At 66.8% G+C, this 16,606-nt stretch carries 16 protein-coding genes; 6 read left to right on the top strand and 10 right to left on the bottom strand.

Going from position 1 to position 16,606, the window contains the following annotated elements:
- Positions 1 to 106: 106 nt before the first annotated feature.
- From G4G71_RS26200 to G4G71_RS26190, 3 genes are all read right to left on the bottom strand, one after another.
- Positions 107 to 1,210, bottom strand: coding sequence for an enoyl-CoA hydratase/isomerase family protein (locus tag G4G71_RS26200; protein WP_169941397.1), 1,104 nt, complete (start codon positions 1,208 to 1,210; stop codon positions 107 to 109).
- A gap of 10 nt (positions 1,211 to 1,220) precedes the next feature.
- The gene (locus tag G4G71_RS26195) at positions 1,221 to 2,039 is read right to left on the bottom strand and encodes an enoyl-CoA hydratase (protein WP_169941395.1); all 819 of its coding nucleotides are present in this window, start codon (positions 2,037 to 2,039) and stop codon (positions 1,221 to 1,223) included.
- A 305-nt stretch (positions 2,040 to 2,344) separates the two neighbouring features.
- On the bottom strand, positions 2,345 to 3,508 hold the full coding sequence (locus tag G4G71_RS26190) for an acyl-CoA dehydrogenase family protein (protein WP_169941393.1): 1,164 nt from the start codon (positions 3,506 to 3,508) through the stop codon (positions 2,345 to 2,347).
- A gap of 164 nt (positions 3,509 to 3,672) precedes the next feature.
- On the opposite strand from G4G71_RS26190, the gene G4G71_RS26185 reads away from it, so the two are divergent.
- Positions 3,673 to 4,551, top strand: coding sequence for an AraC family transcriptional regulator (locus G4G71_RS26185; protein ID WP_169941391.1), 879 nt, complete (start codon positions 3,673 to 3,675; stop codon positions 4,549 to 4,551).
- A gap of 1 nt (position 4,552) precedes the next feature.
- Here the strand turns inward: G4G71_RS26185 and G4G71_RS26180 are convergent, their stop codons facing one another.
- Positions 4,553 to 5,800 carry an ABC transporter substrate-binding protein gene (locus G4G71_RS26180; protein ID WP_169941389.1) on the bottom strand — a complete coding sequence of 416 codons (1,248 nt, stop codon included), beginning with the start codon at positions 5,798 to 5,800 and terminating at the stop codon, positions 4,553 to 4,555.
- 210 nt (positions 5,801 to 6,010) lie between these two features.
- Between G4G71_RS26180 and G4G71_RS26175 the strand changes: the two genes are divergently transcribed.
- From G4G71_RS26175 to G4G71_RS26165, 3 genes are read left to right on the top strand one after another with little or no spacing between them, the layout of a single operon-like run.
- Positions 6,011 to 6,577: a hypothetical protein gene (locus G4G71_RS26175; protein ID WP_169941387.1), complete on the top strand. Its 567-nt coding sequence runs from the start codon at positions 6,011 to 6,013 to the stop codon at positions 6,575 to 6,577.
- Positions 6,578 to 6,631: 54 nt separating this feature from the next.
- Positions 6,632 to 7,324: a uracil-DNA glycosylase gene (gene ung, locus G4G71_RS26170; RefSeq protein WP_169941385.1), complete on the top strand. Its 693-nt coding sequence runs from the start codon at positions 6,632 to 6,634 to the stop codon at positions 7,322 to 7,324.
- A complete protein-coding gene (locus G4G71_RS26165; RefSeq protein ID WP_169941383.1) occupies positions 7,324 to 7,701 on the top strand; it encodes a hypothetical protein in 378 nt (125 codons plus the stop codon). The genes ung and G4G71_RS26165 overlap by 1 nt, the downstream gene beginning before the upstream one ends.
- Positions 7,702 to 7,780: 79 nt before the next feature.
- Here G4G71_RS26165 and G4G71_RS26160 read toward each other — a convergent pair whose 3' ends face one another.
- From G4G71_RS26160 to G4G71_RS26145, 4 genes are read right to left on the bottom strand one after another with little or no spacing between them, the layout of a single operon-like run.
- On the bottom strand, positions 7,781 to 9,301 hold the full coding sequence (locus tag G4G71_RS26160; RefSeq protein WP_169941381.1) for a tripartite tricarboxylate transporter permease: 1,521 nt from the start codon (positions 9,299 to 9,301) through the stop codon (positions 7,781 to 7,783).
- Positions 9,302 to 9,311: 10 nt separating this feature from the next.
- Positions 9,312 to 9,779 (bottom strand): tripartite tricarboxylate transporter TctB family protein, encoded by a 468-nt coding sequence (locus G4G71_RS26155; protein ID WP_169941379.1) that lies wholly within the window; start codon positions 9,777 to 9,779, stop codon positions 9,312 to 9,314.
- A gap of 49 nt (positions 9,780 to 9,828) precedes the next feature.
- Entirely contained in the window at positions 9,829 to 10,806 is a 978-nt protein-coding gene (locus tag G4G71_RS26150) for a Bug family tripartite tricarboxylate transporter substrate binding protein (protein WP_169941377.1), read from the bottom strand.
- A gap of 29 nt (positions 10,807 to 10,835) precedes the next feature.
- Positions 10,836 to 12,125 carry an OprD family porin gene (locus G4G71_RS26145; RefSeq protein WP_169941375.1) on the bottom strand — a complete coding sequence of 430 codons (1,290 nt, stop codon included), beginning with the start codon at positions 12,123 to 12,125 and terminating at the stop codon, positions 10,836 to 10,838.
- Positions 12,126 to 12,411: 286 nt separating this feature from the next.
- Here G4G71_RS26145 and G4G71_RS26140 point away from each other — a divergent pair, with 286 nt between their 5' ends.
- Together G4G71_RS26140 and G4G71_RS26135 are read left to right on the top strand one after the other, a co-directional pair.
- Positions 12,412 to 13,083, top strand: coding sequence for a response regulator (locus G4G71_RS26140; RefSeq protein ID WP_024765529.1), 672 nt, complete (start codon positions 12,412 to 12,414; stop codon positions 13,081 to 13,083).
- A complete protein-coding gene (locus tag G4G71_RS26135; RefSeq protein WP_169941373.1) occupies positions 13,076 to 14,482 on the top strand; it encodes a sensor histidine kinase in 1,407 nt (468 codons plus the stop codon). The genes G4G71_RS26140 and G4G71_RS26135 overlap by 8 nt, the downstream gene beginning before the upstream one ends.
- Positions 14,483 to 14,743: 261 nt before the next feature.
- Here the strand turns inward: G4G71_RS26135 and G4G71_RS26130 are convergent, their stop codons facing one another.
- Together G4G71_RS26130 and ygfZ are read right to left on the bottom strand one after the other, a co-directional pair.
- Positions 14,744 to 15,580, bottom strand: coding sequence for an HDOD domain-containing protein (locus tag G4G71_RS26130; RefSeq protein WP_169941371.1), 837 nt, complete (start codon positions 15,578 to 15,580; stop codon positions 14,744 to 14,746).
- A gap of 45 nt (positions 15,581 to 15,625) precedes the next feature.
- Complete coding sequence (gene ygfZ, locus G4G71_RS26125) at positions 15,626 to 16,561, bottom strand: CAF17-like 4Fe-4S cluster assembly/insertion protein YgfZ (protein WP_169941369.1); 936 nt, start codon at positions 16,559 to 16,561, stop codon at positions 15,626 to 15,628.
- Between the last annotated feature and the right edge of the window lie 45 nt (positions 16,562 to 16,606).

Here is a 16,606-nt window from a genome sequence, read left to right as displayed (position 1 = left end):
CCGCAGCGGGGCTGGTTCGCGAGGCCGAATCCGTTCCCGACGGATTTCGGCATTTCCACATCCCTGTGGGTCACAAGCTCGCTCCTACAGGGGACGACCGTGGCGGTTACAGATCCGCCAGCGGATGCTCGCCCTCCCAGGTCGCGTCGAAGTGCGCATTCACCACAGCATCAGGTATGGCAGCGATATCCGGCCAGTGCCAGTGCGGGGTGTTGTCCTTGTCGATCAGCCGGGCCCGCACGCCTTCCGGGAACTCCGGGTGGCGACAGCAGTTCAGGCTCATCGCGTACTCCATGCGGAACACCTCGGCAGTCGACAGATGGCGCGCGCGGCGGATCTGCTCCCAGACCAGATGGGCGGTCAGCGGGCAGCCCGAGGCGAGGGTCTTCGCTCCCCGCGCGATCAGCGTGTCCTCGTCATCGGCCAGTGCGGTGAGGGCGTGCCAGGCCTCGGCGATGTTGGCGCTGTCCAGCACCGCATCCAGGCGTTCGCGGCGCGGCAGCAACTGGGCATCCGGCAATTCACCGCGGGCTTCGTTTTCCAGTGCCTGGAGCAGGCTGTGCAGTTGCACGTCGGCCTGTTCGCGCCAGTTCAGTTGCACCAGGCCTTCGATCAGGTCTTCCTGCTGGGTGTCGAGCAGGAAGCGGTCGGCGAGGTCCAGGTCCAGTGCGTCGCGGGCGTTCATCTGCGTGGCGGTCAGGCCGAGGAACAGGCCGAGGCGGCCGGGCAGGCGGGCGAGGAACCAGCTCGCGCCGACATCCGGGTACAGGCCGATATTCACTTCCGGCATGGCCAGGCGGCTGCTGGGCGTGACGATGCGCACGCCGGCGCCCTGCATCAGGCCCATGCCGCCGCCCATCACGTAGCCGTGGGCCCAGCAGATCAGCGGTTTGCCGTAGGTGTGGATGAGGTAGTCCAGGCGGTATTCATCGGCGAAGAAGCGGCGGGCGAGGGCGGGAACTTCGCCGGGCTGCTCGCGGCAGGCGTCCACCAGCTTGCGAACGTCGCCGCCGGCGCAGAAGGCCTTGCCGCCGTTGCCGCGCAACACCACGCAGGCGATCTGCGGGTCGTCCTTCCACACGCGCAGCTGATGGTTCATCGCCTCGATCATCGGCAGGCTCAGGGCGTTCAGGCTCTTCTCCGCGTCCAGCGTCACCACGCCAATGCGGAAGCCGTGCAGGCCGGGGCGTTCTTCGAACATCACATTCATGGTCGGGGCCTTATTGGTTGCGCCAGTGCGGATCGCGTTTCTCCAGGAAGGCATTCACGCCTTCGCGGGTGTCATCGGCGTCGAACAGGTCGACGAAGCGCTCGCGCTCCTCCGGCAGCCAGGTGGTCGGGCCGCGTACGCGGGCGCCCTGGATCAGCGGCTTGATGGTGCGCACCGCCACCGGGCTCTGCCGCGCGACCTTGGCCGCCAGCAGCAGGGCGGTGCCGCGGGCTTCGCCGGTATCGACGATCTGCTCGATTAGGCCGATGCGCAGTGCGGTCTCGGCATCCACGCGCTCGCCGCAGAGGATCATGCGCTTGGCCCAGCCTTCGCCCACCAGCCACGGCAGCGCCTGGGTGCCGCCGGCGCAGGGCAGCAGGCCCACGGCAGCTTCGGGCAGGGCCATCTGTGCCTGGCGCTCGGCGATGCGGATGTCGCAGGCCAGGGCGCACTCCAGGCCGCCGCCCATGGCGTAGCCGTTGATCGCCGCGATGGAGACGCCACGGAAGTCGCGCAGCGCCTCGAAGGCTTCGCCGAAGCGGCGGGCCATCTCGCGGGCGCGGGCCTTGTCGCCGTCGGCGAACATGTTCAGGTCGGCGCCGGCGGAGAAGAATTTCGGCCCCTGCCCAGTCACCACCAGGGCGTAGATGTCGTCGTCGCGGTTCAGGTGCTCGATCACCTGGCGCAGGCCGATCAGCGAGTCGCGGTCCCAGGTATTGGCCGGCGGATGGTTGATGGTGATCAGCGCGGTATGGCCGTGCTTTTCCACCGTCAGCTTGTGGGTCAGGTCGAAGACTCCGGGCTTGTAGGGCTCGAGGGCGTTGCTCATGGGCATCTCCTTGGCGGTCATGGGCATGGACTCTAGGCAGGTGGACCGTGATGAGTCCATGTCCGTTCTGTTCGATTGCACCCGCATCGGCGGGCGGTTTTTCCATTTCTTGCCGGGCTTCCCTCTCCCTAACCCTGGCTACGCGCCCCGCTCCGAAGGGAGAGGGGACTGTCCTGAGCGCTTGGAGAACCCGGTACTCACCGGCTGAGTCGGAAACAACCTCGAAACGCCGGACGGCTCCCTCTCCCTTCAGGGAGAGGGCGGGGGAGAGGGTTCTGTCCGCCCACTCCTGAGTTGGTCAGTGATCACAGCAATCTGTCCAGCATCCCACCCTGTTCCAACAGCCGGCGGGCGACGATTACCCGCATGATCTCGTTGGTGCCTTCGAGGATCTGGTGCACCCGGCTGTCGCGCACCCAGCGTTCCAGCGGGTAGTCGTTCAGGTAGCCGTAGCCGCCGTGCAGCTGCAGTGCTTCGTTGCACAGGGCGAAGCAGCGGTCGGTGGCGAAGCGCTTGGCCATGGCGCAGTACAGCGTCGCCTCGCCGTCCTTGTGGTCCAGTTTGTGCGCGGCCAGACGCACCATCTGCCGGCTGGCGGTGAGGTCGGTGAGCATATCGGCGAGCTTGAACTGCAACGCCTGGAACTCTGCCAGCGCCTTGCCGAACTGCTTGCGTTCCTCGACGTAGCGCAGCGATTGCTCCAGCGCCGCCAGGGCCGCGCCGAGGGAACAGCTGGCGATGTTCAGGCGGCCGCCATCCAGGCCCTTCATGGCATAGACGAAGCCCTGGCCTTCCGGCCCGATGCGGTTGCCGGCGGGAATGCGCACGCCTTCGAAGGTGATGGTGCGGGTCGGCTGCGCCTTCCAGCCCATCTTGTCCTCGTTGCGGCCGTAGCGGATGCCCTCGGCGTTGGCCGGCACCAGGAAGCAGGAAATGCCCTTCGCGCCTTCCTCGCCGGTGCGCGCCATGACGATCAGCACGTCGGTGCTGCCGGCGCCGGAGATGAAGGTCTTGGCGCCATCGAGCACGTAGTCGTCGCCATCCCGCCTGGCGCGGGTGCGCAGGCGCGCGGCGTCGGAGCCGGCATCCGGTTCGGTGAGGCAGTAGGAGGCCAGCAACTCGCCGCCGATCAGCCCCGGCAGCCACTGCTCCTTGAGCGCGGCGTCGCCGAAGCTGGCGAGCATCCAGCTGGCCATGTTGTGGATGGTCATGTATGCGGTGGTGGCGACGCAGCCGGCGGCCAGTTGCTCGAAGATCAGCGAGGCGGACAGGCGCGAGAGGCCCAGGCCGCCGTCCTCTTCGGCGATGTTCAGGCCCAGGTAGCCCTGTTCGGCGGCGCGACGGATGACCTCCACCGGGAAGTGGTGCTGGCGGTCCCAGTCGGCGGCGTGGGGCGCCAGTTCGCGGCTGGCGAAGGCGCGGGCGCTGTCCACCAGCAGGCGTTGTTCTTCGGACAGATCGAAATGCATGCAGCTACCTCTGTTTATTCTTGTCGGCTACAGCGGCGTGCATGGCGGCACGCGTTCTTTTCGCTATGAGACTTCCGGTTATAGCGGTTGCACCCGCGGCTGTGGATTGACGATCTTGGGCAATAGATGGACGATCTTGGTATTGCCGATTCCGGAGGCCAGCCGTGTCCCGCCCGCTCATTTCCACCTGGCCGCTGCCACAGCAGGGCGTGCGTTTCATCACCCCGCCACGCCTGCGCCGAGCGCTGGACCGCCATCCGCTAGGTCAGGCCTGCTATCCACTGGCCTTGGGCTACTACCCGGCAGCGGTGGGGCACCGTATGGAGCGGGAAAGCCCGGACGACCACCTGCTGATCTACTGCAGCGCCGGGCATGGTTGGTTGGAAACCGGGGATGGACGATTCGAGGTCACCGGTGGTGACCTGCTGGTGCTGCCCAAGGGCCGTGCCCATGCCTATGGAGCCGATCCGCAGCGGCCCTGGTCGATCTTCTGGGTGCACCTGGAAGGCCGGCTGGCGGAGGATTTCCTGCGTCCGCTGGGCAAATCGCCGCGCCTGCGCGTGGGTGTGCAGCCGCGCATCCTCGGGGAATTCGACGCGCTGTTGGCGCTGCGCCGCCAGGGCCTGAGCCTGCCGCACTTCATCCATGCCGCCCACCTGCTGCAGAGCCTGCTGACTTCGCTGGCCCTGCGCCCGGCGCGCGCGCGGCTGAAATCCGGTCGCGTGCTGGACGTGGAGGCGGTGCAGGCGATGATGCGCGAGCATTTGCACGATGCGCTGAACCTCGACGAACTGGCCGCGCAGTTCCGCCTGTCGCGCTTCCACTTCGCCAAGACCTATCGCGCGCTGACCGGCCAGGCGCCGATCCAGGATTTCATCCGCCTGAAGATGACCCACGCCTGCCGCCTGCTCGACCAGGGCAATCTCGAAGTGCGCCAGGTCGCCGAGCAGCTGGGCTACGCCGATCCGTACTACTTCTCGCGGCTGTTCAAGAGCGTGGTAGGCATGGCGCCCAGTCACTACCGGGCGCTGCATACCGGCTGAGTTACTGCAGGGTCAGCGGCTTGCCCGCGGCACTGCGCTCGGCCTGCCATTCGGCTAGGGTCGGGGCCGCCTCGGGGCCGTCCATGTGTTCGACGATCTCAAAGTAATCCTGGTGAAGCGGGTCGCGCAGGACTTCATCGCGCGGTTTCACCTTCACCACGTAGACGCGCTGGATGTTCTGGTGGTCGAACCCGCGCCATTGCTGTTCGCCCTTGAGCAGGCTGTAGCGATGGCCTTCCAGCGCCTTGACCAGCGCGTCGCTGTCCAGGCTGCCGCTGCGTTTGGCGGCGTCGGCCCACTGGTAGACGATGCTGTAGGCAGAGGCGGCGGAGCTGGCCGGGTAGACGCCGTAGCGCTGGGTGAAATCATCCACGAAGGCCTGGCCGCGCGCGGAGCCTTCGCGCTCGGGCACCTGCCAGGTCCAGGGTTCGGTGCCGATCACGCCCTGCATCAGGCCGGGCCCGGCCAGCTCGACCATGCTCTGGGTGAGATTGGGCGCGATGATCTGGTGGTTGCGCGTCAGCCCCAGTTCGTCGGCGATGCGCATGGCGTGCACCAGGTCCTCACCGAACAGTGCCAGCACCAGCACATCGGCCTTGCTCGCCGCCGCCTGGGTCAACGCATCGCGGTAATCGGAGAGGCGCGCGCCGGGGAAGGGCACCTTGATCGACGGGTGCCGGGCGGCGTCCTCGGTGCCGGTGTAGTGGCGCAGCGAGCTTTCTGTAGTCAGGCCCCAGGTGTAGTTGGCAGTGACGTAGAAGTAGCGCTTGCCAGGCAACGTGCGGCCCAGGTAGCTGCCCAGGGCGCGGGCACTCATCCAGGCGCTGTTGCACTCGCGGAACATGTAGCGCTGGCCATCCTTGCCGGTGGTGTCGTTGGAGTAGGTGAGGGTGCCGAAGTACAGCAGCTTCTTCTGTGCCGCCCGTTCGCCGGCGGCGATGGCCACCGCGCTGGAAGCGCCGCCGAAGAACATCGCCGCGCCATCGGCAGCCATGGCGTCGATATTGCGCAGGGCCTTTTCCGGGCGCGAGGCATCGTCCTTGCTCAACAGGTGCAGCGGCCGGCCGAGCACGCCACCCTGGGCGTTGATCTCGTCGATGGCCAGCAGCGCGCCGCGCATCTGCGCGAGGCCTTCTTCCTTATAGGAGCCGGTGCGGGGATAGTTGAGGCCGAGGTTGATCGGCTCGGCGGCTTGCGCCAGGCAGCTGAAGGCAGCCACCAGCGAGAGTGCGGCAGTCAGAAATCGCATGTTCGTTCCCTGTTGTTTTTATTGGCGGGTAAAGCGAAGAAGGGACTGTGCACAGACTGGCCGGCCACTCCCATTGGCCTTTGGTCGAATCCCGGTGTGGCCGATGGACGCAGGGTGGCGCACGGCGTCGCCTGCGCTGGCGTGCCCGACCGTGCGCATGGCCGTGCGGCTCGCTAGTCTTCGACGTCTACCCGGAAAAGGACCCGCCCGATGCTGCCCGTGATCGCTGAACTGCTGCTGACCCTGGCTTGTGCCTTCGCTGCCTGGCTTGCCCTGCGCGAGCAATATGGCTGGCGGACACTGGGCTTCCTGTCGATGGGTATCGCGGCGTTCCTTGGTGCGCTGGAGTACGGCGGTGTGGTTGCCTTGGCCGAGCCGCATCATCTGGCAAGTGTGGTGTCGGGCGCTGTCGGTTTGCCGCTGATCGCACTGGGACGGCTGACCGGCGCGCCGGTGCAGCGTGCGCTGGTACTGCTGGCGTGCATGGCGCTGGTGATGTTGCCGTCCCAGGTCACGCTGCTGACCAACCTCGTTGCACTTCTGGTCATCGCCTGGCCGGGGCGCTCGCGGCGCCATCTGCTGGCCCTGCTCGGCGCGCTGCTGTTCATCGGCAGCGGCCTGCTGATCGGTACCCGCGGCGAACTGGCTGGTGTACCACGCCGCGAGCTGTTTCACCTGGGGCTGACGCTTGCCGTAGTGGCGTGGATGCTTGCCGGCCTGGGCAGCGGTGCGCCGCGTTTGCCGGGCGGGTGGGCGGTGCGGCGCAAGTCGCCTTGACTTGACCGGGGCGCTTGCTTAGCGTGCCGGTTCGTTTCACCAGGCAGGCGCACCATGACCAACGAAGATCGGATCAAGCTGGAACCCAGCTGGAAAGAAGCCCTCCACGAGGAATTCGAGAAGCCCTACATGAAGCAGTTGGGCGAATTCCTCCGCGCGGAGAAGGCCGCCGGCAAGGTGATCTTCCCGCCCGGCCCGCTGATCTTCAACGCGCTGAACACCACGCCGCTGGAGCGCATCAAGGTGGTGATCATCGGCCAGGACCCGTACCACGGCCCCGGCCAGGCCCATGGCCTGTGCTTCTCGGTACAGCCAGGCGTGCCGACGCCGCCATCGCTGCAGAACATCTATAAAGAGCTGCAACGCGACCTCAACCTGCCGATCCCCAATCACGGTTATCTGCAGCACTGGGCCGAGCAGGGCGTCTTGCTGCTCAACACCTCGCTGACCGTCGAGCAGGCCAACGCCGGCTCCCATGCGAAAGCCGGCTGGCAGCCCTTCACCGACCGGATTATCGAAGTGGTCAGCGAGCGCTGCGAGAACCTGGTATTCCTGCTCTGGGGCTCCCACGCGCAGAGCAAGCAGAAGCTGATCGACCCGCAGAAGCACCTGGTGCTCAAGTCTGCGCACCCGTCGCCGCTGTCGGCCTACCGTGGCTTCCTCGGCAACGGCCATTTCAGCCGCACCAACAAATTCCTCGAGCAGCACGGCCTTACGCCCATCGACTGGTCGCTGCCGCCGGCGTGATGCCGCTGCTTCGGCGTGAGTGGCTGTTGATCCTGCCGGGCCTGCTGCTCGGCGGGGCCTGCCTTGCTGGCGACCCGCTCATCGAGTCCCAGCGTTCCACCGCGACCACCCACGGGCTGTACGAGATCGACCAGGCAGCCCGCGCCTTCATCGCCTCCGAGAATGCTCGCCTGCGGGCGAACTGGACGGTTGCCGATCCCAATCCGAAGATTCTTGTCGCGCGCTGCACGGTGCCGCTGGACAGCCGCTGGGGCGAGATTCGCCTGTTCGCGCCGGATGGGCGCGAGCTTGCGCGCAAGGTTGTGGAAGTCGTTTGCACCAAGCCGGTCAGCGGCGAGATCTGGACAATCACGCTGCGCGTTTCCCACGCCACCTGACTCAGCCAAAAAAAGAGGCCCGCACGAAGGCGGGCCTTGAAAGTCGCCGCGCGTCTCGACGCGGCGAGCGTGGTTGCTTTTACACGGCGTCAGCCAGCGCCTCGCGGGAGCGGCGGACGCGTTTGCGCCAGGCGCGGTAGAGCGGCAAGCCGAGCATCAGCGCGACCAGTGCCCAGGTGCCGATGGCGATGGGGCTGGACCAGAGGATGCCCAGTTCGCCGTTGGAGATGGACAGCGCGCGGCGCAGGTTCTGCTCCATCAGCCCGCCGAGGATGAAGCCCAGCAGCAGCGGCGACAGCGGGAAGTCCAGCTTGCGCAGGATGTAGCCGAGGATGCCGATGGCGACCATCAGGAACAGGTCGAAGGTGGTGGCGTGCACGGCGTAGACGCCGATGGCGGTGATGATCGCGATGCCCGGCACCAGCGCCCAGTTCGGCACCGAGAGGATGCGGGTGAACACCCGGACCATCGGTACGTTGAGGATGATCAGCATGACGTTGGCGATGAACAGCGAGGCGATCAGGCCCCAGACGATGTTCGGCTGTTCCTGGAACAGCAGCGGACCGGGGGTGATGTTGTAGAGGCTGAGCGCGCCGATCATCACCGCGGTGGTGCCCGAGCCGGGTACGCCGAGGGTCAGCATCGGCACCAGGGCGCCGCAGGCGGAGGCGCCGATGGCGGTTTCCGGGGCGGCCAGGCCGCGCATATCGCCCTTGCCGAACTTGCCCGACTCGCCGGCCAGCTTCTTCTCGGTCATATAGGCCACGGCGCTGGCCAGGGTCGCGCCGGCGCCAGGCAGCACGCCCATGATGAAGCCGAGCAGGCCGCAGCGCAGGTTCACCACGGCTACCGCGCCCGCTTCCTTCAGGTTGAACAGCATGCGTCCGCTGGCCTCGACCATCTTGTGGCCGTGGTGGGTCTTCTCCAACAGCAGGAGGATTTCGCTCACCGAGAACAGGCCCAGCACCAGCACCACGAACTGGATGCCGTCGGAGACGTGGATGTTGTCGAAGGTGAAGCGGTACACGCCGCTGTTCGCGTCGATGCCGACGCTGGACAGGAACAGCCCGAGCAGCGCCGCCAGCAGCGTCTTCAGCGGCCGGTCGCCGGCCAGCCCGCCGAGGGCGACGATGGCGAAGACCATCAGCACGAAGTATTCCGCCGGGCCGAAGGCGATCGCCCACTTCGCCAGCAGCGGGGCGAACAGCACCATGCCGCAGGTGGCGATGAAGGCGCCGATGAACGAGCTCCAGGCCGACAGCGACAGTGCCACGCCGGCCAGGCCGTTGCGTGCCATGGGGTAGCCGTCAAGGGTAGTCATCACTGTGGAGGCTTCGCCGGGGATATTCAGCAGGATCGAGGAAATCCGTCCGCCGTACTCGCAGCCCAGATACACCGCGGCCAGCAGGATCAGCGCCGATTCCGGCGGCAGGCCGAGGGCGAAGGCCACCGGGATCAGCAGGGCCACGCCGTTGATCGGGCCCAGGCCCGGCAACAGGCCGACGACGGTGCCGATCAGAGTGCCGATGAGTGCGGTGATCAGGTTGTAGGGGGTCAGGGCAACACCGAAGCCCTGACCGAGGTAGCTCAACGTATCCATGATTCAGTCCTCAGAGCAGGGGATCGAGGATGCCCAGCGGCAGCGGGACGTCCAGGGTGCGGTCGAACAGCACGTAGAGGCCGATGGCGAGCAGCGTGGCAGTGACCACGCTGGCCACCGGGCGGCCGCCGTAGATCAGCGCGATGAAGGTGCCGACCAGGGCACTGGCGGGGATGAAGCCCAGCGGCTCGAACAGCCCGGCGTAGACCGCCAGCAGTGCGACGCAGATCACCACCTTGGCCAGCAGCGCGCCTTCCAGCGCGGGCTCGTCGTCCTCGCGCTTGATCGGCGTGGGCCGCACGATCAGCCAGGCGAGGCCTGCGGCCATCAAGCCCAGGCAGAGCAGCGGGTAGGCGCGCGGGCCGACCGGTTCATAGGAAAAAGGCGCCTGCAGTTGCCAGGCGATCAGGGCGAAGGCGACGCAGGCGAACAGCCAGGCGCCGGCGAACAGCCGCTGGAAGAGGCTGGTACGGGACATGAGGAGTCTCCTTGCGCCGCCTTCGCTGAAGGCGGCGCCGCACGGGGCGTTACTGGATGAGGCCGAACTCGCGGGCGAGCTGCTTGTACTGGGCGACCTGCTGCTTCACGTAGGCGTCCAGCTCCGGGCCGGTCATGGCGAAGGGGAACAGCTCGCGCTGGTCGCGCAACTTGGCGAAGTCTTCCGAGGCCAGCAGCTTGTCGAAGGAGGCCTTCCAGAACTGGTAGTCCTCGTCGCTCACCTTCGGCCCGACGTAGAAGCCGCGCACCACCGGCCAGACGATGTCGAAGCCCTGCTCCTTGGCGGTGGGGATGTCGGCCATGCCCTCATCCTTCAGGCGTTCCTCGGAGAACACCGCGAGGATGCGCATCTTGCCGGCGCGGATGTGCGGCATGGAGTCGGAGATGTCCGTGCTGCCGACCTGGATGTGCCCGCCCAGCAGCGCCGTGGCGATCTCGCCGCCGCCTTCCAGGGCTACATAGCGCAGCTGCTTCGGATCGATACCGGCGGCCTTGGCGATCAGCGCGGTCTGCATCCAGTCCTGGCTGCCGACGGTGCCGCCGGAGCCGATCACCACCTTGCCCGGGTCGGCCTTCAGCGCGGCGACCAGGTCGCCGAGGTTCTTGTACGGCGAGTCGCTGGGCACCGCGATGGCGCCGTAGCTGGTGCCGACAGCGGCCAGCCACTTCACGGCGTTCTCGTCGAAACGGCCGAACTTGCCCTGGGCGAGGTTCAGCAGGGAGCCGCTGGAGAAGGCGGTGATGGTGTTGCCATCGGCCGGGCGCTGCGCGACTACAGCGTTGTAGGCCACGGCGCCGACACCGCCGGGCATGTAGGTGACGCGCATCGGCTTGGTCAGCAGCTTCTCGTCCACCAGGGCGCTCTGCGCCAGCTTGCAGGTGAGGTCGAAACCGCCGCCGGGAGAGGCCGGGGCGATGCATTCCGGGCGCTTGGGCTCGGCCATCAGTTGGCTGGCAGCGAGCAGGGTGGCGCCGGCGAGGGTCAGGTTGCGCAGGACGGTGGACATGGTGCGATTCCTCTCTTGTTGTTGTCGGTTTACCAGATCGCCAGGGAGTAGCTGAGGTAGATACGCGTCTCGTCGGCGTCCCGCGCGAAGCTCGAACGGTAGGTGGCGTTGCGCACGCGCACTGCCACGTCCTTGAGCGGGCCGCTCTGGATTACGTACTTGATGTCGGTGTTGCGCTCCCATTCCTTGCCGTGACCGTCCATGCCGTTGATTCTGGCATTGTCACCGCTGATGTAGCGATTCATCAGGGTCAGGCCGGGGATGCCGAGGCCGGCGAAGTCGTAGTCGTGGCGCACCTGCCAGGAGCGCTCGTCGGTCTCGGCGAAGTCGCCGACCTGGACGAAGTTGACGAGATAGGGGTTGCTGCCATCGATGTAGGGGAAGGCGCTGTCGCCGCTCATCTGCTGCCAGCCGAGGCTGAACTTGTTGGCGCCCAGGGCGTAGCCGAGCATGCCGTTGAAGGCGCGGTTGTCGATTTCGCCGCCGCGTGCCTCGCCCTGGTCGTCGCTGATGGCCAGGCGCACATCGGCGCTGAGCTTGCCTGGGCCCAGCGGATAGGCGGCGAGCAGGCCGACGAAGTGCTGGCGGTAGACCTCGTCCAGTTGCGCGTAATGGTAGCGGCCGGTGAGGTGGTCGGTGAACTTGTAGTCGCCGCCGGCCAGGTCGTAGTGCTTGCCTTCGGCGCTGCCGCCGGAGAAGCGGCGGTTCTTGTTGTTCAGCGCCAGGTCGGTGTAGTCGGTGGAATCGCGGTCCTTCACTTTCTCCAGGCGCCCGCCGGTGAAGTTCATGCCGGGCAGGTCGGTGGAGTTGAGCAGGCCGCCCTCGAAGGTCTGCGGGAACAGGCGGCTGTCGTTGGGCTGCAGGGTGGGCAGGTCGGGAATCAGGCTGCCGATCTTCAACTCGGTCTCGGAGGCCTTGAACTTGGCCGTCAGGCCCAGCTTGCTGTACTCGTCGGCGGCGCGGCCGTCGTCATGGGTGGGCAGCAGGCCGGTGCCGGTGCGGTCCGGCGAGGAGTCGAGCTTCAGGCCGAGCATGCCCATGGCGTCGAGGCCGACGCCGATGGTGCCGGGGGTGTAGCCGGACTGGAAGTCGAGGATGAAACCCTGCGCCCATTCTTCGCGCTTGGACTGGCCAGCGCCGTCGCGGAAATCACGGTTGAAGTAGATGTTCTGGGTGCTGAGCGTGGCGCTGCTGTCTTCGACAAATCCGGCGGCATCGCACAGCGGGGTGACCCCGGCGAAAGCCAGCAGGGCGGGTGTCAGACGGCGGGAGTTGGGCTTGGCAAAAGCCGGTGCAGCCGAAGGCTGGGCGGTGGGCATCTGTGGTCTCCGTTCTTGTTGTTGTCGCGAAAGGGCACCACGCCGCCTTTCGCTCTGTTGACGGTCTTTGCCGTCGTCGAGCTCGCTGCTCCCACCGTTGCGCCTGGGCAGTCGGCGCGAAAAAATCGGGGTTGGGAGGCGGCTCGTTGGCGATGCTAACGGGCTAAGCTTTCGCCAGGCTTTCAGTCTCCTTTCGCAGTGATTTCAGCGAATTTCCCCCATTCACAGCGGCTCGCGGATGGGTAAACTGCCGGCCCGAACCTGTAGTCCGAAGGGGTAGTCCCACGTGCGAATCCTCCTGGTTGAAGACCATCCGCAGCTTGGCGAGAGCGTCGCCCAGGCGCTCAAGGGCGCGGGTTGGACGGTGGACCTGCTGCAGGACGGCGTGGCCGCCGACCTGGCCCTGGCCAGCGAGGACTACGCCCTGGCCATCCTCGATGTCGGCCTTCCGCGGCTGGACGGTTTCCAGGTGCTGGCGCGCCTGCGCGAGCGCGGCAAGACCCTTCCCGTGCTGATGCTCACCGCCCGTGGCGAAGTGCGTGACCGCGTGCATGGCCTGAACCTGGGCGCCGACGATTACCTGGCCAAGCCCTTCGAACTCACCGAGCTGGAGGCGCGGGTGAAGGCCCTGCTGCGACGCAGTGTGCTCGGCGGTGAGCAACAGCAACGCTGTGGCGAGCTGGTCTACGACCTTGGCGCGCGGCGCTTCACCCTCGCCGAGCAGGCGATGAACCTGACTTCCCGCGAGCAGGCCGTGCTGGAGGCGCTGATCGCCCGTCCGGGACGGGTGATGAGCAAGGAACAATTGGCGGCGCAGGTGTTCGGCCTGGACCAGGACGCGAGCGCCGATGCCATCGAGATCTACGTGCATCGCCTGCGCAAGAAGCTCGAGGGCAGCTCGGTGCGGATCGTCACCTTCCGTGGCCTGGGTTACCTGCTGGAAGCCCAGGATGGCTGAACGGCGTTGGCGCTTTCCCGGCACGGGCAGCCTGCGCGGGCGGCTGCTCTGGCGCCTTGGCGGCCTGCTGCTGGTGCTGCTGCTGATCGGCAGTGCGGCCACATACTGGCGCGCCCGGCACGCTGCCGACATTGCCTATGACCGAACGCTGCTGGCTTCCGCGCGGGACATCGCCGACGGCCTCTACGCCAGCGACGGCACCCTGCGCGCCAACGTGCCCTACGTGGCGCTGGACAGCTTCGAGTACGACAGCGCCGGGCGCATCTTCTACCAGGTGATCGACCCCCAGGGGAAAATGATCTCCGGCTACGAGAACCTGCCGGCACCGCTGCCGACCACCCCGCGCACCGACGATTACCCGGCACTGGCCAAGTTCTACGACGCCACCTACGAAGGACAGGGCGTGCGGGTGGTCAGCCTGCTGCAGCCGGTGAGCCAGCCGACGGTCAATGGCATGGCGGAAATCCGCGTCGCCGAAACCATGGGCGCCCGCGAGCGGCTGGCGCGCAACCTGCTCGCCGATACCTTGCTCAACCTGGCGTTGTCGGCCATCGCCGCCCTGATGATGGTTTGGTACGCGGTGAGCGCCGGTCTGCGCCCGCTGGACCGTTTGCGTGAAGCGGTGGAGGAGCGCCAACCGGACGACCTGCGCCCGCTGCCGGAAGTCCGCGTGCAGAAGGAACTGCGCCCGCTGGTTGCGGCGCTCAACCACTTCACTGTGCGCCTGCGCGGTTTGTTCGATCGGCAGTCGCAATTCATCGCCGAGGCTTCCCACGAGCTGCGCACGCCGCTGGCAGCGCTCAAGGCGCGGTTGGAGCTGGGCCTGCGCGAAGAGGACCCGCAGCAATGGCGCACAACGCTGGTCGAGGCCGTGCAGAACACCGACCGGGTGACCGGGCTGGCTAATCAGCTGCTGTCGCTGGCTCGCGTCGAAAGCGGTGCCCGCGCCATTGCCGAAGGAGCGGGGGAGCGTATCGAGCTGGGCCAACTGGCCCGCGAACTGGGCATGGCGCTGGCGCCCCTGGCCTATTCGCGCGGCGTGGCGCTGGCGCTGGAAGCGGATGAGCCGGCCTGGGTGAAGGGCGACCCGACACTGCTCAACGAACTGCTCAGCAACCTGGTGGATAACGCCATCGCCCACGCTCCGGCAGATGGCAACGTGATCATCCGCGTGCGTTCGCCGGCAGAACTGGAGGTCGAGGACGATGGCCCCGGCATCCCGCCGGAAGAGCACGACAAGGTCTTCCGCCGCTTCTACCGCCGCCGCCAGCAGGGCACCGGCCTGGGCTTGGCCATCGTCGGCGAGATCTGCAGCGCCCACCGTGCCCGCATCGAGCTGGGCCAGGGCGAGCTCGGTGGCCTGCTGGTGCGCGTGACCTTCCCCGCGGAAAACGCCTGAGCCAGAAACGCGAAACCCGCCGGGATCGGCGGGTTTCGGTGTGGGGCGTGGCCCTCTCCCTAACCCTCTCCCTGAAGGGAGAGGGGACTGTCCCGAGTGCTTGGAAAACCAGGCGCTCACCGGCTGACTCTGCTATCGCCTCGATACGCCGAACGGCTCCCTCTCCCTTTAGGGAGAGGGCGGGGGAGAGGGATGGGCACGGCACGGAATTTCCTGAGGCGTAGGAGCGGACTCTGTCCGCGATCGAGCAATGGTCCGCCGTTACTGCAGCATGCTCATCGCCGCTTCCATGGCGGCAGAGAGGTCTTCGTCTTCCTTCACGTCCGCCTTCGGGTCCAGGCCCAGCTTGGAGAACGCCGGGATAGTCGCCCAGTCCAGCTCGGTGTAGGGGTGCTGGCTGCCGAGGTAGCTCTGCAGGGTGGCGACCTGGACGATGTCCACATAATCGACCTTGGCCGAATCGCGGCTGAAGTCCAGGTGCTGGCCTGGCACGGCGGCGATCGGCGCCGGGAAGTCCCAGGCCTTGAGGATGCGGTCGCCGATGATCGGGTGGATGCGCTCGATCACGTGGTTGAGGCTGATGGAGTCGGCGAGCAGCTCGCTGTGCTCCTCGGCGTAGGTGAGGATCGGCAGCACGCCGATCTGGTGCACCAGGCCGGCGAGGGTCGCCTGGTCCGGCGCCAGGCGGGTGTAGTGGCGGCACAGGGCGTGGCAGATGCCGGCGATCTCGGTGCTCTTGTTCCACACCTCGCGCATCTTGCGGTCGACGACGTCGGAAGTAGCCTGGAACATCTGTTCCATGGCCAGGCCGGTCGCCAGGTTGCAGGTGTAGTTGATCCCCAGGCGGCTGATCGCCATCTGCAGGTCGGTGATTTCCTTGTTGGTGCGCAGCAGCGGGCTGTTCACCACCTTGATGATGCGCGCGGTCAGGGCAGCGTCGTTGCCGATCACCTTGCTGAGGTCCTGGATGCTGATGTCCGGGTCTTCCGCCGCCTCGCGGACGCGCAGGGCGACTTCGGGCAGCGTCGGCAGCACCAGCTCATCGTTGTCGATGGCTCGCAGCAGTTCCTGTTGTACTTTTTCGGCAAGCTTGCTCATGAAGTGTCCTTCAGGGAAAACCGGGCTCCCCGCCCGGCACGGAATTCAGCGCTGGATCTCGCGATCGCTGTCCAGAACGTAAGGCAGATCCAGCAGGCGAAGGGGCTGGTCTTCGCCCAGGCGCACGTTGCCGTCGGCAGCGGCGTCGTCCTGCAGTACGGCGAGCAGCTCCACGCCATCGGCCGCGCGGGCGGCCAGTACCACCTCCCCGACGCTGGTGGAGTGCACCGGCGAGAACAGCTCGCGGCCCGGCTCCGGCAATTTGGCGCCATCGAGTTTCAGGCGCTGCAGGCGGCGCTTGAGGCGGCCGAGGTACTGCATGCGCGCAACGATTTCCTGGCCGGTATAGCAGCCTTTCTTGAAGCTCACGCCGCCCACGGCCTGCAGGTTGATCATCTGCGGGATGAACAGCTCGCGGGTGGCGCCGAATACCTGGCCGACGCCGGCACGCACCTGGCCGAGCAGCCACTCGTTGAGCTCGGCGTGGGGCAGGTGGGCCTGCAACAGCTCGGCAATGGTAGCGGCGCGCTCGGCCGGCACCCAGAGTTCGACGCGGCCCTGGCCGAGGCCGATGGCGATCAGGCCGTCGGCCCGCGCTACCTGGTCGGCTTCGCCGGAGAGCGGCAGCTTCAGTTCGGCCAGGATCGCGTCCGCAGCGCTCAGGCCGAAGCGCGCCCACTGGGTGCTGTCATCGGAGAGGGTGGCCTTGGAAAACACCGCGTACTTCTTCAGGTCCGCCAGCTGGCTGTCCAGCAGGTCATTGGCCATGGCCAGCAGGAAGCCTTCGCCCTCGGCGAGGATGCGGAAGCTGGAGGTCATGCGGCCCTTGGGCGTGCAACGGGCGCCGAGGCTGGAGTACTCGGCGTTGAGGTAATTGAGGTTGCAGGTCAGCTGGCCCTGGAGGAATTTGGCGGCGTCCGCGCCACGGACGGCGAGAATCCCTTCGTGATTGAGTTCGGTGTAGAAAGCAGAGTCGGTCATCACGATTCGCTGGAAGAAAGTTAGGGGCCTCATGATAGAGCTCAG

Origin of the sequence: Pseudomonas multiresinivorans (genome assembly GCF_012971725.1) — a bacterium.
GTDB classification, from domain to species: Bacteria; Pseudomonadota; Gammaproteobacteria; order Pseudomonadales; family Pseudomonadaceae; genus Pseudomonas; species Pseudomonas multiresinivorans.
Note: the sequence above shows the minus strand (reverse complement) of the source record. Positions and strands in the feature narration are given on the sequence as shown.